Raw genomic sequence first — 13,922 nt, 5'->3', positions numbered from 1 at the left:
GAGGGAAGCCGTACAAGGTCGCGATGATCGCGTGCCTGCGGAAGCTGGTGGTGATCCTGAACACGATGGCGCGCACCAACACACCTTGGAATCCGGCTCTCGCGACCAAGGCCTGAGACACAGTTGCTGAGGGAGCGCACCTCGTGGAACCTGCGGTCACCGAACCGTTTGTGCGCGACCGAAGGACCTTCTGTACGACGGCTTGAACGCCGACACGCCGCTCCAAACTGTCCGGTTCCGCCCCGGTCGAGTACGCCCTGGCCGCTTCGGCCGGGTTCAAGCACGCCGCGAGAAGGTCCTTCGGTCGCGCGCAAGCGTCTGTCCGATGAAAGGTTACGCGTGGCGCTCCCTCAGGATGACTGCGCGTGGTCTTTTCGTCCGAGTTCATGACATCCCCTCAGGGGTGGAGGCGCTGTCGAAGCGGCGAGATCCCTTGCCAGGCTGGCGCGCTGATGGCTCCCGGGCGAATTTCCGGCACGTCTCCATGACGCTGCGGGAGCGCGTTGCGTTCCCGCTGAGCGCACGAACGGCAACGACGACATTTCAGGAGAGCGCAGATGCTACGAGCAGGATCCCTCGGTGGGGCGGCCGGTCTGGCGATCAGCCTTCTCGCTGCCCCGGTGGCCGCACAGCAGCCGGATAGCCTGCGGCCGTACTCGGTGGGGAATCCGCTCGGGCTGCCGGCCGCCGCCACGCCGGGGCGCGAGTTCGAGGCGATGTCGTCGAACGTGAAGGTCTACGGGGCCATCTTCTCCGCGGAGAGCTGTTCGTACGACGCGGAGCGCGGGGTGATCGTGGTGCCCAACCGGGGTGTTCCGCAGAACGTTCGCACCAACGACGCCTTTGTCTCGTTCATCAACCACGACGGGTCGGTGCACACGGCGCGGTGGATCGGGGTGCAGGGCCCGGCCGAGCGGGCGAATCTGACGCCGCCGCTGGTGCTGAACGAGCCGTTCGGCAGCGACATTGCCGGCGGTGTGCTGTACGTGGCCGACCGCGACGGGGGCACCGGTGCGGACAACCCGAGCGTCGCCGTCATCCGGCGCTTCGACCTTCGCACCGGGGCGCCGGCGGGGGAGATCCGCGTGGACGGCGCGCCCTTCCTCAACGACATCGAGGTGGCGGGGGATGGGACGATCTACGCCACGGCGACGGGCGACTTTGGCGACAACCCCAACCCGGCGACGTGGCGGGTGTGGAAGATCGCGCCGGACGGCACGGCGTCCGTTTTCGCGCAGGGTGCGCCGCTGCGGCAGCCCAACGGCATCGCCCTCGATCCGCGGGGCAACGTCGTCGTCGTGAACGTGGGCAACGCCGAAGTGCTGACGTTCTCGCCCGCCGGCCAGCTGGTGCGGACGGAGAACGCGGCGCAGCCGGGGAGCGACGGCCTGGTGATCATGCCGGACGGGACCAAGTACGTGAGCAGCGTCACGCTGGGCGGGGTTTCGCGCATCCGCCCCGGCGCGCCCGCCGAGCTCATCGCCCGCAACATTCCCGCCGCGGCGTCGATGTGCTATGACGCGGGCGCCAACCAGCTGGTGATCCCGATGAACCCCAACAACGGCCTTGCGTTCGTGCCGCTGCAGTAGCTTCGTGGCTTGGCTGGATCCGCAACAGAGGATGGAGTACAGAGGAACAGGGGTTCCAAGGAGAGATTCAGAGGCCTGAACGAGGGTTTCCTCTGTATCTCTCTTTGCGTCTCTGCTCCTCTGTACTCCATCCTTTGTTACCTGACCCGCTCAAAGCCGCCATACTGGTAGGCGAGCGTGGCCGTGGCACCCAGTGCGGCCATCCGACCCACGCCTGAGGTGCGGATGGCCGCGCCGCCGCGCACCGGGAGCCGCAGCGTGCTTCCGGCGACGTTCAGGTTCTCATACTCCAGGTACGACGTGGCGAAGGGGCGGCCGCCGCGCAGGTACTCGAACTCCAGCCGCCGGATGCCGAAGCCCTCCGCATCCACGTGGATGGCGCCGCGCACGTCGGCGCCGTCGCGCCGGGGGCGCACGGGGCGAAAGCGCAGCACGTACGTGCCTTCCGCTTCCTCGAACGAGGGCTCCAGGCAGTGGTCGCGCAGGAACGCATCGTCCAGCAGCTCGGTTTCGTACGGCAGGTGCAGCCGCTCGCCCTCCAGGTAGCCGGCCTGGCGGTGCAGCGCGTGCCGGCGCTGCTCGCGGAGCGTCACCGAGTCCGGCTCGCTGACCAGGGTGTCCTGCTCGACGCGGCGCGTGGTGCCCCGGATGCGCCAGCGGGTGGCGACGTCCTGCCGCATCACCCGCGCGTAGCGATACTGCAGATCGAACGCGCGCCGCGTCTGCACGCCCTTCCGCGCCTCGTTCCACAGCACGGCCAGCTCCGGGTCTTCGGCCAGCCGGTCCGCCGTCAGGCACTGCCCGCCCACGACGGTAATGGCCTCCAGCAGCACGGGGCGCGCGGCGCTGCGGATCTCGTGAAAGAGGGTTTCCCCCGCCCGCACGCGCAGCACGGGAGACTGCGTCCGCTCGTATCCAATCTGCTCCACCTGCAGCCGGTACTCGCCGGCGGGGACGGAATCGAAGCGAAAGCGGCCTTGCGCGTCGGTCACCGCGTCGCGCGGGGCGGCGCCGGGCGTGGCGGCGGGGAGCAGGTGGACGAGGAGCAGCGCCAGGGGCTCGCCGTCCGCCGCGGTGCGCGCGACGCCCTCCGCCGATCCGAGCCCCGTCTGGGCCGCGGCGGCTGGCGCGGCGCCCAGCAGGACGAGGAGCGCGACGGCCGCGCGGACGGCACGGCGGAAAGCGGGGCAGGGCAGGGTGTGCACGAGGACTCCGGATCGGTGAAGCGAGGGACTTGGCAGCCGGGCGGCGTCCGTGTGGATGACGGGAAGACGCGGCCGGGCGATGTGGAAAGACGCTCCCGGAATCGCGGGGCGCGTCGGCGTGTTCGATGGCCCAAGTCTACACGCGCCGGGCACCTCGCGGCGGGTCGATGATCCGGATCGCGACATCCGGCCGACGAATGGTGAAATCCGCCGGTCCAGCGGACACCCGCTCCCCGCGTGGAGACCTTCCGCGGGCCGAGAAACGCGCCAGAACCCGCCCCGCCGATCCCGCGCAACCCGCTGTGCCCCTTACGGAAACGCGACCCGGGTGTAATCTTCGGGCGTCGCCCATCTTGCCCCCGCCGCAGCCCTGGATCGTCGCCGAATGCCCCACGCTCCGGCTCCGCGTCTCTCCTCCGACGACATTCCGTCGCTTTCGCCGGGTTGGTGGCGGGGACGCGTGCGGCTGAGCGCGTTCGAGCGGGTGCAGCTGCTGCTGGTGCTGTGGGTGGCGGTGTCGGAGGTGCTGCGCGGCGGATTCGGAGTGACGATGGTTCCGCAGCGCGCGGACGGCGGGGTTCCCGTGCAGGCGCCGACCTGGGCGGTGGTGCCGCACCTCGCGGGGGCGGCCATGTATCCGCTGGCGGCGTTCTTCACCAGCCGCCGCTGGCCGCTCTGGCACCGGCCGGGGCGGCACGCCGCCTTTTGCGTGGCGGTGCTGGCCGGGCTGCACGCGCTGGCCTGGCTGGCGAAGCTGCCGCAGCCGTTCGCCGCGGGCGGGTGGATGTTCTACGTCCACCGCACCTTTGAGTTTGGCGTCTACACCGTGTTTGCGCACGGCATGCTGTACGGCGAGCGGCACCACGCGCAGGAGCGGGAGGCGCTGCGGCTGCGCGGCGAGATGGCGGAGAGCACGGCGGACCGCATGCGCGCGCAGGTCCGGGCGCTGCGGATGGAGTGGAGCCCCCGCTTTCTCACCGGCACGCTGGAACGCATTGGCGACCTGCTCGCGCGCGACGTGGCGGCGGCCAAGCGGCTGCTGCTGGGCCTTAGCTCGGTGCTGCGGCGCACGCTGGCGCACGCGCGCCTGGAGACGGTGCGGCTGGAGCAGGAGGTGGAGTTCGTCCGCGAGGTGCTTCGGGTGGAGGCGCTGCGGCGCCCGGGGCTGCAGGTGGAGTGGGAGATCGCCGGCGACGCGCTGGAAATGCCCGTGCCGCACCTGTCGCTGGTGACCATGGTCTACCAGGCCGTGGGAGATGATGCGGCCGGTCCGCCGCGTATCCGGATCTCCGCCGCGCCGGAGGGGGCGGACGTGCTGCTGCGGGTGGATGCGCCCGGGGTGCCGTTCGGGGAGACGGTGGATACGGTGGATTCAGACGGCGTTTCCCGCGGATACGCGTTTCGCCGCGCGCCACGGAGTGGCGGAGGTGTGCGGCTGGAGCAGCGGTGCGCGTCCGAGCCTCCGCCGGTGGAGCCGCGGCCGGCGCCTGCCTCCAGCTCGGCGGACGTGCCGGGCTCCCGCACCACCGCGGCGCCGGTCGCGGAACGGCGCGAGCCGGCGGTGGGCAGGGGGCTGGAGCTGGGAACGTACGGCGCGTTTCTCCTCTTCTATACGCTGCTCACCGTCTACGCGGCGTATCTGCAGGTGCGGGACGGGTCGGTGGTGCTGACGGCACCGGCGTGGGTATACGTGGGCGGGATGGGTGCGTACGCGGCGCTCTGGTGGGGATCGATGGCGCTGGCGGCCCGCGTGCTCTCCACCCGCTTTCCCTTTCGCAGGGGCGAGTGGCGCGGCCGCCTGGCCGTGCACCTGCTGGGCGCGGTGGCGGTGGCGCTGCTGAACGCGGTGGCCTACATCCCCTTTCAGCGGCTGGTGGTGGAGGGGGGAGGCGTGTACATCGGCTTCAGCCCGTACTGGGAGTGGGGCGACCTGGCCGTGTATCCACCCCTGGCGGGGATCGCGCACGGGTTCATCTACGCGCGCGAGTACCACGCGCGGCGCATCTCTGAGCTGCGGCTGCGCTCGCTGCTGTGGCAGAGCGAGCTGTCGCGGACGGGGGCGGAGCTGCAGGCGCTCAAGGCGGAACTCAATCCGCACTTCCTCTTCAACGCGCTCAACACCGTGTCGTCGCTCATGCACGTGCGCGTGGACGAGGCGCGGCGCGTGGTGGGGCACCTGTCCGCGCTGCTGCGGCGCGTGCTGGGGAGCGCCAGCCTGCAGGAGGTCACGGTGGCGGAAGAGGTGGAGTTCGTCCGCCTGTACATGGAGATCGAGCAGGCCCGCTTTGGCGACGCGCTGCGCATCGACTACCAGGTAGATCCCGCCACGCTGGGCGCGCGGGTGCCGCACCTGCTCGTGCAGCCGCTGGTGGAAAACGCGGTCAAGCACGGCCTGCGCCCGCGCGAGGGCACCGGCCGCGTGGTCCTTTCCGCCCGCCGCGCCGGGTGCTGGCTGGAGCTGGAAGTGGCGGACGACGGCGTGGGTCTGGCGCACGCGCCCGCCGCGGACGGCACCGGCACCGGCCTGGCCAACGTGCGGCAGCGGCTGCGCCAGCTGTACGGCGGCGACCACGCGTTCGAACTGGCCGCGGGGCCCGGGGGCGGCGCCCGCGCCTCCGTCCGGATCCCCTTTTCCGAGCGCCCCGTTTTGTCCGGTGAGCCGGTCGCCGGGGTGCGGATGGATGCCGATCTCACCGTTGCGCTGGCGGAGCGGGGATGAGCGAGCGGATCCGCGTGCTGATCGTGGACGACGAGCCGCCGGCGCGGGCCGAGGTGCGGCGCCTGCTGCAGACGCTGCCGGACGTGGAGATCCTGGGCGAGTGCGGGAGCGGCGCGCAGGCCATCACGCGCATCCGCGAAGACGCGCCGGACGTCGTCTTTCTCGACATCCAGATGCCCGAAGTCTCCGGCTTCGGCGTGCTGCAGGCGATCGGGGCCGATGCCATGCCGCTGGTGATCTTCATCACCGCGTACGAGGAGCACGCGTTGCGCGCGTTCGAGGCGCACGCCCTGGACTACCTGCTCAAGCCGTACGACGAAGAGCGGCTGTTCGCGGCCGTGGAGCGCGCGCGCAGACAGCTGCGGGCCGCGGAGCCGCGCGAGGACGTGCGCCTGCACGCGCTGGAGGCGTTTCTGCGGGACGCGCGCGGCGGCACCTACCCGGAAGTCTTCGCCATTCGCGCGGGGGAGCGCTACCAGGTGGTGCGGGTGGAGGACATCCGCTGGATCGAGGCGGAGGGGAGCTACGTGCGGCTGCACCTTCTGCAGGGCGACCGGCTGATGCGCCAGTCCATTGGCGACCTGGAGTCCACGCTGCTGGATCCCGCACGCTTCGTCCGCATCCACCGCTCCGCCATCGTGAGCCTGTCGCGCATCGCCGCCGTGGAGCCGCTCTCCCGCGCCGAGTACACCGTGATCCTGGACGACGGCACGGAGGTGACGTGCAGCCGCGGCTACCGCAACCAGCTGCGGGAAAAGGTCTTCTTCTCCGGCTGATGCCAATCCGTCAAAACCCCTGGTCTGATACCGAATCCACACGAAGACTTGGCACGCAGAGGAAGCGGGGAACTGCCTGATACCGAATCCGGAAAAACAACATCGGAAGGTACAGAGGAACCGGGAACCGCCAGAGGAACAGAGGAGATCCGCATTCCTCCTCTGTTCCTCTGGCTGTTCTCTGTTCCTCTCTACCCTGACCTCTGTTTTCAGTAGTCGGACTGGAGGTGAGGTGTTTTGCCGGATTTGGCATGAGGATTTCGGTCTCAGGCGGACGTGGAGATGGATTCTCCGCGCGCTCCGAGTCTTGCGTTCGGGGATCGGCCGAGGGGGCTGCTACGTTGTGTGCCCTCCGCTGGCCTGCGACCTGCTCCGCCGTAAACATCTGTAATCGGCCTTGCTGAGGGAGTTGAACGGCTCCCGAAGGCTGGGCCTGGCGCGACCCGAGAGAGATCCTTCGGTCGCGCGCACGCTTCTGTGGTCACGGAAGTTACGGGTGTGCGCTCCCTCAGGATGACAGTGAGCCCCCTTCAATTCAAACAGTCGCCGGCTCGGGCTCGGGCTCGGGGGCGGCGAGGGCGGCGTAGAAGGCCCAGTCGGCGCCCAGGGCGGACTGGATGACGGTGAGCGGCAGGTGGTGCCAGTGGCTGCCACGCGTCTGCTTGGGGCTGGTGTTGTGCGCGTGCACCAGGCCGGCGAACCAGCCCGAATCCTCGATCGCGTGGACGGCGCCGGACGGCAGCGACCACACCCAGCGCGTGTCCTCGCCCACGCGCAACTCCGGGAACGGGTGCCGCTCCCACAGGACGCGGCGGTAGAGCAGCGTGGCGCCGTGCAGCCAGGGGCGCGCCGCATCCTTCCACCGGTACTCCCACGCGCGCCCCTGCCGCGGATCGAAGAAGCGCACCACCGACAGCCCGCACGCATCCGCGCCGCTCGCCCGCAAGGCATCCACCTGCCGCGTCAGCCGGTCATCCGCCGCCCAGTCGTCATCGTCCCAGTGGGCCAGCAGCTCGCCGCGCGCCAGCGAGCACGCCAGGTTCCGCTTGCCGCCGATCGTCCGCTGGCGCGCGGTGCGGTGGTAGCGGATGCGGGGATCGCGCGGCACCAGGTCGGCGACCGAATCATCTCCATCATCCACGATCACCAGCTCACGGTGCCCGTAATCCTGCCGCAGAAACAGCTCGATGGCGTGCGGGACAAAGACGCGGCGATCCGCCGTCGGCATCAGGCAGGAGACCAGCGGCATCTCCCGCACCTGGATCCGCGGCGCGGCAGAGGCTGATGCGGATGCCGCCGTTGAAGCGACCATCATCTCGTCTTTCGTCGGCGCGTCAGGACCCACCGTCTCACACGACACGGCAACGGATGCGGGGATGATGTCGATGATCGGCAGCGATCGCCTCGATGCCGACGCTTCGGGCGCGGGGCCGAGGAGGCGGTGGCGGACTTCGGCTTCGACGCGCTCGACCGGGAGCTCGCGCAGGCAGTCGATACGGCCGGCGCAGGCGCGAAGGCGGGCGGTGGTCCAGCACGGCTCACACGGCAGTCCGGCGCGCAGCACGGTGACGTTCGAGGGGAATTGGCCCAGCACGCGCTCGGACGTGGGGCCGAACAGCAGCACCGTCTGCGCGCCCACGGCCCCGGCCACGTGGCCCAGCCCGCTGTCGTTCGCCACGACGACGCCGGCGGCGGCCAGCGCCTCGGCCGTTTCGCGCAGCGTAAGCCGGTCGACCAGCGAGCGAACGTGGCCGGGAAGATGGATGCGCCGGCCGGCTGCGTCCGACAGGTCCGCCTTCGTGCCCACCACCGCCACGTCGTCGAAGCGCTCGGCCAGCGCGGCAAAGTGGGGCCAGCGCTTGGCCGCCATCTCGCCCGTCTTGCACCCCGGCGCAATCACCAGCGTAGACGGCGTGATCCCGTGCGCGTCCGAGGGCGAGACGGGGAGGCGGTAGACGGGATGGCGCTCGGCGGGCCAGCCCAGCGCGTGCGCAAAGGCCAGGTACCACGCCTGCTCGTCGCGGTAGAACAGCGCGTCGGCGGGGCGGGCGAGGGCGTCGCGGCGGCCGCGGTACATGGCGCCCAGGCGGCTCCAGTAGAACGGCGGCACCGCGGGCACCAGCCGGTCGTAGGCGCGGCCGCGGGGAAAGCGGCCCGCGTGCACGGCGGAGACGGCGCTCCAGCCGCGAAAGAGGTCGGCGGCCTGCGGATAGTCCGCGTGCAGCAGCAGATCCACCGTGTAACCAAGCTTGTCCAGCGCGGCCAGCAGCGGCGTGGCGAACACCAGGTTGCCGATGCCGGACGCCAGGTGCACCAGCAGGGTCTTTCCGGCGCCCGGCGTGGCCGCTTCCTCAGAGGGCGTTGCTGAACCGTCCACAAGCGTTGGCTTCCCGAGGGAGGCGCCGCTCCGCAACCGCTTTTACGCAGAGGGTTAGCGCTGGCCGAAGGACCTTTTCTGCCTGGCTGGAGGACGTGAACGGCTCCTGGGGGCTGGACCTCGCGCGACCCGACAGAGATCCTTCGGTCGCGCGCAAGGTTGTGCGGCTGATAAAGTTACAGGCGCGCGCTCCCTCGGGATGACACCGCCCCTCCACGGAGCCGGTGACGTTGGGCAACACCGTCTCAGGGTAGGGCATGGATGGCACGCTCGTGGGGGAGCACGTACGCTTCGTTGAACAGGTGCCATTCGATGGGTTCGTCGCACAGCCAGGGGCGCAGCTCCAGCATCCCGGCGTTGTCGTGCAGCAGGATGCCGTCGTTCTCGCCGTCGCGGCGCTCGGCGAAAAAGGCGCCCAGGTACGAGTCGCCGATCAGACTGACCTTGTGGGTGCGGAACAGCCGGTCCCGCATTACGTGCCAGAAGCGCTGAATGCCGTGGTACTCGCCCGCGATAAAGCGGATCTTCCGCAGCGTCTCCTCGCTGGCGCACCCCAGTGACGAGTGCTCGCACTGCTCGCAATCCATCTTCAGGATGTCCACCTCGTCCGTCCCCGTGCGGCGGCGGACGGCGGCCAGCAGCTCCTCGAGCGTGATGGGGCGCACGCGCTGGGTGCTGCGCTCCATCCCGCGCACGCTGGGGTCTTCCACCAGTGGGTGCGACCCGGGCACGATGGTCGATCCACCGATCCATCCCGCGCCGGCGTTGGGTGTGGCGCGCAGCAGGCGCAGCGCGGTGGGCTCCTCGCGCGGGCGTGTGCCGGCGTCGTCCTCGTACAGGTGCTCGCTGGTGAGCGCGCGGGTCAGAATGCGCACGCCGGTCAGGTCACGGGTGCTGGCGCGCGCCTGGTCCGCCAGCTCGCGCACGGCCTCAAGCCCGTAGACGGTCGCCTCGGGAAAGTACTCCTTTACCAGCCGCGTTACGTCGCCCACGTTGACGCCCGCCTCAACCACCACGCGCACCGGCGGCGCGCCGGTGGCCTCGATGTAGTTGCGGATCGTGGAGAACTTGTAGCAGTCGTTGCCTTCCATGGCCCTGCGCGGTTCGGGTGATCGATGTCGTTGGATGTCTGCCGCTCACCTCTGCCTTCGTAGCAACCGATGGTTCGCCAGATCGCGCATCAGGTGGAGCAATCGGCCTGATTCCATGCGTTCCGGCGACCATCGAGGCATCCGCATCCCTCCTCAAAAAAATGCGGATGGCCCCCTGCCGCATTCCATCTTCTTCCCGTTCCCGACACCCCTACAAAAGATCCTGCCTCGTCGACATCCCCACCCGCACCCGACACCTGGGAATCCGGCTTCACCGTGCCGGTGGGGGACCGGCACGAGCAAACTCTGCTAACTCTGGTGACTCTGCGTGAGGCCCCAATCTTCTCCAGCCCTCGCACCGTCGACCGAGAAAGCGGCGCGTAAAACTCCGTTAACTCCGTTGACTCCGTGTGAGGCCTGTTCTTTTGCCGAACCCGTAATCACGACCGCGCATGCGCCGCCTCCGCCATCGGCCGCAGCGCGGTCGCCACGATCGCCTCCACCGCGACACGGCGGCCGTTCGTCTGCGGAGCTACGGGTGTGTCCGTGGTGGCGGCAACGGGGCCGGGCGCGAAGAGAAAGATCTCCCACCCCATCCGCCGCGGCAGCGGGTGCTCGCGGAAGGCGCGCTCCGCAATGCGGTGCAGCGGGTCCTGCGTCCACCCCGCGCGGCGAAAGCGCTCCATCCACCACGCCCGCGTCTGCCGCGTCACGTGCGACGGATCGCGGTTGCCGGGCATCTCCTTGCCCTCCGCCACCGTGGGGATCACCGCCAGCAACGCGGTGCCCACCCGCGGCCGGATCCGCGTCAGAAAGGCGAGCGCCTGCTCCTCCGTCAGGTGCGCCAGCAGGTTGAAGGCGGTCACCACGTCGTAGTCGCGGTCCGGGTCGTACGTGGCCACGTCGCCGCGGGCCAGGTACGGGCGCGCCAGCGGATCCGCGTGCTCGATGGACCACGGGCTGCCATCCACCCCCCACGCCTCCGCACCCCGCTCCCGCAGCGCGCGCACGAGCAGGCCGCGCGCGCATCCCGCGTCCATCCAGCGCGTTGCGTCGGGAAGAAGTTCGGTGAGGTACGCCGCCGTCTCGCGAAAGAGGCCGCCGAACACCTCCCACGAGTAGCCGCGGTCCCAGTTGCTCTTCTTCCCCGTCTCAAAGTAGTCCTGGTCGTACCACTCCACCGGCACCGGTCCCTCCATCCACGCCACGGCTGGCCGGGCGGCGGGGCGGCTTCGCGGCGCGGCGGGGGGGACGGCGGCGGCGGGCACGGAGGCGCGGGCGGGGCGGATGCGCTGCAGCACCTCCTCCAGCCGCGTCCTGGCGGCGGCACCGACAGCATCCAGCGAAAAGCGCTCGCGGATGCGCGCGCCGGCCTCCGCGGTGCGGGGGGCGGAGTGCGCGCGCTGCTCGTACGCGGCGCGCATCAGCACGGCGGCGTGCTGCGCGTCCGGCATCGCCCACGACATGCGGGGATGGTAGTAGGCGTACGGCTGGCGGACGGGCTCCGGCGTCCAGCGCACCAGCCCGTGCGCGGCGGGGTCCAGGTAGTCCAGCGGCCCGGAGTAGCCCGTGGCCACCACCGCCTTGCCGCGCGACGCGGCCTCGAAGAGCGGATAGCCCCACCCTTCGCCGCGATGGAGGGAGACGTAGCAGTCGCCGCGGCGGTGCAGCGCCTCCACGCCCGCCTCGCTCCATGCCTCCGCGCGGATCTCCACCCGCGCGTCGGAGCGGTGGCGCGCGCGGGCGTCGGCCAGCGCGGCGCGCGCGGCGTCATCCGCTCCCGTGCCGGTCTTGAGGACCAGCACCGTGCGGTCGGCGGCGGAAAAGGCGGACAGGTACGCGTCCAGCGTCTCACGCGGGCCCTTGCGGTCCTGCCACTCGAAGACGGCGTAGAACACGAACGCGTCCCCATCCACCCCCAGGAACCGCTCCGGCGCGGGGATCGCCCCCTTCACCACCGGTGGAAACACGGCGTGCGGAAGGCAGAAGACCGGCGGCTCCAGCTCGCGCGCAAAGGCCTCCACGTTGGCCGCGCAGGGAAGCCACACGTCCCGCACGTGGTTCAGCGCGTTGCGCCACTGCGACGGCATGGTGTCCGTCTCCCACACCGTCATCCCCACCGCGTTGCGCAGCGGAAACGCCAGCCGCCCCCACTGCGCAGGGATGCCGTGGAACAGGTGGATGTCGGCGTCCGCACCCGTCCCCGCCAGTTTGGCCACCAGCGGGTCCGGCGGGATGTGGCGCCGCCGCGCCAGGTCGACCACCGACACGCGCACGCCCGCGCGGTGCAGCGCGTGGACGTAGGCGCGGGCCGCGTGCCCGTAGCCGGAGTGGTCGGAAACGTAGCCGTGGTAGGTCAGCGACAGCTCGCTCATCGGTCGCGAGGGTGAGATTCCGTGGATGTGCCCGCCCGGTTCCATCCCGGCGCGGGATGCGGATTCCGCCGCGGCCGCGGGTGCCGCTTCGGTGGATCGATGGATGTGCGGCGCGCCGGTCCGCTGCGCCGCGGCGTCTCCATCCTCCCCAACCGTCACGGGGCGGATGATGTCGACGGCCGTTGGGGAGCGGGCGATGCCGCCGTCCGCGGTGGATGCGATCCCGGGATGCGCCAGCGCGGCGCGGACGCGGTCCGCCACGTCGCGGCCGGTGAGGGTGCGCAGGCACTCCAGGTGGCGATGGCAGTCGCGGCGGCCCCAGCGTTCGCGGCGGCAGGCCGCCTCGCAGTCCAGTCCGCGTGTGACCGGCAGCATGTTGGGCGCGGGGATCGCCTCCCGCGCGGGCGAGGTGATGCCGAACACCCCGAAGACCGGGATGCCCAGCGCCACGCCCAGGTGCATCAGCCCGGAGTCGTTGGAGACCAGCGCCGCGCACCCCGCCAGCAGCGCCGCCGTGTCCGGCAGCGACAGCGCGCCAGTAAAGTCGCGCACGTGCGCCGGCCATTCGTACGGGCGGCGAAAGTAGGTGCCGTCCGTCCGCCGGTCTTCCTCCCCGCCCACGAGCACGACGTGCGGAAACTCCGCCGCCAGCTCCGGAAAGCCGTGCCACTTTTTCCATGGCCACCCCGCCTTGCAGCCGGGGTGCAGGGCGATCGTCCCCGGCGCCAGGTCGTCGAACACGCGCCCGGAGGCCACCGCCAACGGGGCGGGGATCGCCTCCGTCCACCCCAGCGCGCGCGCCATCCGCTCCACGCACGCGCTGTCCCCCGCCGTCATCCACTGCGCGGCATCGAACTCCAGCGTCCGCGCCGCGTGTACGCCGCCGCGCAGCCGCCGCGCCCAGTACGTGAACACCGCCACGTCGTAGCGCGTGTCCGCCAGCCCTTCCAGGCGCGGCGCGGCCGGCTGCATCCCCCGCACGGGCGCCGGGTTGGCGGTGACGAACAGGCGGCGGATCTCCGGCGCGCCCCTCAGCAGTGCGGCCACGCCCGCGTAGTCCGGCGCCACCAGCAGGTCCACGTCGTAGCCCAGCCCCGCCAGCACCCGCACCAGCGGCGTGGCGCGCAGGACGTCGCCGAGGCCGGCGGCGGCGGCTACCAGCGCCCGTGGCATGGACACGGGGCGTAGCACGAGGAAGGGGCGGTGCGTCGCATCACTTCGACCGGGACTTCCACACCTTGGCGAGCCCCTCCAGCATGGCCTCCGCGTCCTCGCGGATCTCGGCGTCTTCGTCGTCGCGGGCCACGCGCTCAAGCGGCTCCTTGAGCGCCTTCCACTCCGCGTAGCCGGCGGCGAAGATGGCGCCGCGGCGAACCTCCGGATCCTTGTTCGCGAGCGCCGCCTCCATCAGCTCCATCACCCGTGGGTCGGCTTTTTCCGCGGCCAGGACGGCGTGGTAGAGGGCTTCCAGGCGGTCGTCGTCGCTGCGCGCCTTTTTTGCCGCGGCGAGCGCGTCGTCCACGGAAACCGTGCGCAGCTCCGAGCGGACGTGGTCGGCGGTGGCGCGCGCCCCCTTGCCGCGCACCACCACGTAGTCCACCTCCAGCAGGTCGTCGCGCACGTAGTTGATGGTGGCCTTTCCGTCCCTCGTGGACCACTCGGTCTCGAACGGCAGCTCGTCGGTCTTCTGCTGGATGCTCTCCATGGCCCAGTTGGATTCGTAGGTCATCGCCTCGAAATCCTCCTGGCTCACGGAGGGGTGCAGCGGGATACGGATGGAGTCGCTCATC

8 protein-coding genes and 1 pseudogene are annotated in these 13,922 nt (G+C 70.8%); 4 read left to right on the top strand and 5 right to left on the bottom strand.

Features of this window, described 5'->3' with window-relative positions:
* Nucleotides 1-116 (top strand): annotated as a pseudogene (locus ACOJUJ_RS22335) (IS110 family transposase); the annotation flags it as partial.
* A 441-nt stretch (nucleotides 117-557) separates the two neighbouring features.
* Nucleotides 558-1,589 (top strand): SMP-30/gluconolactonase/LRE family protein, encoded by a 1,032-nt coding sequence (locus tag ACOJUJ_RS22330; RefSeq protein WP_420129131.1) that lies wholly within the window; start codon nucleotides 558-560, stop codon nucleotides 1,587-1,589.
* Nucleotides 1,590-1,726: 137 nt separating this feature from the next.
* On the opposite strand, the gene ACOJUJ_RS22325 is transcribed toward ACOJUJ_RS22330, so the two are convergent.
* The gene (locus ACOJUJ_RS22325) at nucleotides 1,727-2,794 is read right to left on the bottom strand and encodes a carboxypeptidase-like regulatory domain-containing protein (RefSeq protein ID WP_420129130.1); all 1,068 of its coding nucleotides are present in this window, start codon (nucleotides 2,792-2,794) and stop codon (nucleotides 1,727-1,729) included.
* A gap of 385 nt (nucleotides 2,795-3,179) precedes the next feature.
* Between ACOJUJ_RS22325 and ACOJUJ_RS22320 the strand changes: the two genes are divergently transcribed.
* The gene (locus ACOJUJ_RS22320) at nucleotides 3,180-5,513 is read left to right on the top strand and encodes a histidine kinase (RefSeq protein ID WP_420129129.1); all 2,334 of its coding nucleotides are present in this window, start codon (nucleotides 3,180-3,182) and stop codon (nucleotides 5,511-5,513) included.
* On the top strand, nucleotides 5,510-6,289 hold the full coding sequence (locus ACOJUJ_RS22315; RefSeq protein ID WP_420129128.1) for a LytR/AlgR family response regulator transcription factor: 780 nt from the start codon (nucleotides 5,510-5,512) through the stop codon (nucleotides 6,287-6,289). Before ACOJUJ_RS22320 ends, ACOJUJ_RS22315 begins: the two co-directional genes overlap by 4 nt.
* 535 nt (nucleotides 6,290-6,824) lie before the next feature.
* Here ACOJUJ_RS22315 and ACOJUJ_RS22310 read toward each other — a convergent pair.
* The 4 genes from ACOJUJ_RS22310 to ACOJUJ_RS22295 form a co-directional block, all read right to left on the bottom strand.
* Nucleotides 6,825-8,666, bottom strand: a complete 1,842-nt coding sequence (locus ACOJUJ_RS22310) for a glycosyltransferase family 9 protein (RefSeq protein ID WP_420129127.1) — start codon at nucleotides 8,664-8,666, stop codon at nucleotides 6,825-6,827.
* A 245-nt stretch (nucleotides 8,667-8,911) separates the two neighbouring features.
* Nucleotides 8,912-9,757 carry an FkbM family methyltransferase gene (locus tag ACOJUJ_RS22305; protein ID WP_420129126.1) on the bottom strand — a complete coding sequence of 282 codons (846 nt, stop codon included), beginning with the start codon at nucleotides 9,755-9,757 and terminating at the stop codon, nucleotides 8,912-8,914.
* A gap of 440 nt (nucleotides 9,758-10,197) precedes the next feature.
* Nucleotides 10,198-13,323 (bottom strand): glycosyltransferase family 9 protein, encoded by a 3,126-nt coding sequence (locus ACOJUJ_RS22300; protein ID WP_420129125.1) that lies wholly within the window; start codon nucleotides 13,321-13,323, stop codon nucleotides 10,198-10,200.
* A 22-nt stretch (nucleotides 13,324-13,345) separates the two neighbouring features.
* Entirely contained in the window at nucleotides 13,346-13,921 is a 576-nt protein-coding gene (locus tag ACOJUJ_RS22295) for a HEAT repeat domain-containing protein (RefSeq protein ID WP_420129124.1), read from the bottom strand.
* Nucleotide 13,922 lies beyond the last annotated feature (1 nt).

This window comes from Longimicrobium sp. (assembly GCF_048594345.1).
Lineage (GTDB): Bacteria > Gemmatimonadota > Gemmatimonadetes > Longimicrobiales > Longimicrobiaceae > Longimicrobium.
Note: the sequence above shows the minus strand (reverse complement) of the source record. Positions and strands in the feature narration are given on the sequence as shown.

What these genes read in the sequence shown, in the direction of transcription:
- ACOJUJ_RS22330 (WP_420129131.1), top strand. Translation starts at nt 558, where the DNA reads ATGCTACGAGCAGGATCCCTCGGTGGGGCGGCCGGTCTGGCGATCAGC.
- ACOJUJ_RS22320 (WP_420129129.1), top strand. Translation starts at nt 3,180, where the DNA reads ATGCCCCACGCTCCGGCTCCGCGTCTCTCCTCCGACGACATTCCGTCG.
- ACOJUJ_RS22315 (WP_420129128.1), top strand. Translation starts at nt 5,510, where the DNA reads ATGAGCGAGCGGATCCGCGTGCTGATCGTGGACGACGAGCCGCCGGCG.
- ACOJUJ_RS22305 (WP_420129126.1), bottom strand. Translation starts at nt 9,757, where the DNA reads ATGGAAGGCAACGACTGCTACAAGTTCTCCACGATCCGCAACTACATC.
- ACOJUJ_RS22295 (WP_420129124.1), bottom strand. Translation starts at nt 13,921, where the DNA reads ATGAGCGACTCCATCCGTATCCCGCTGCACCCCTCCGTGAGCCAGGAG.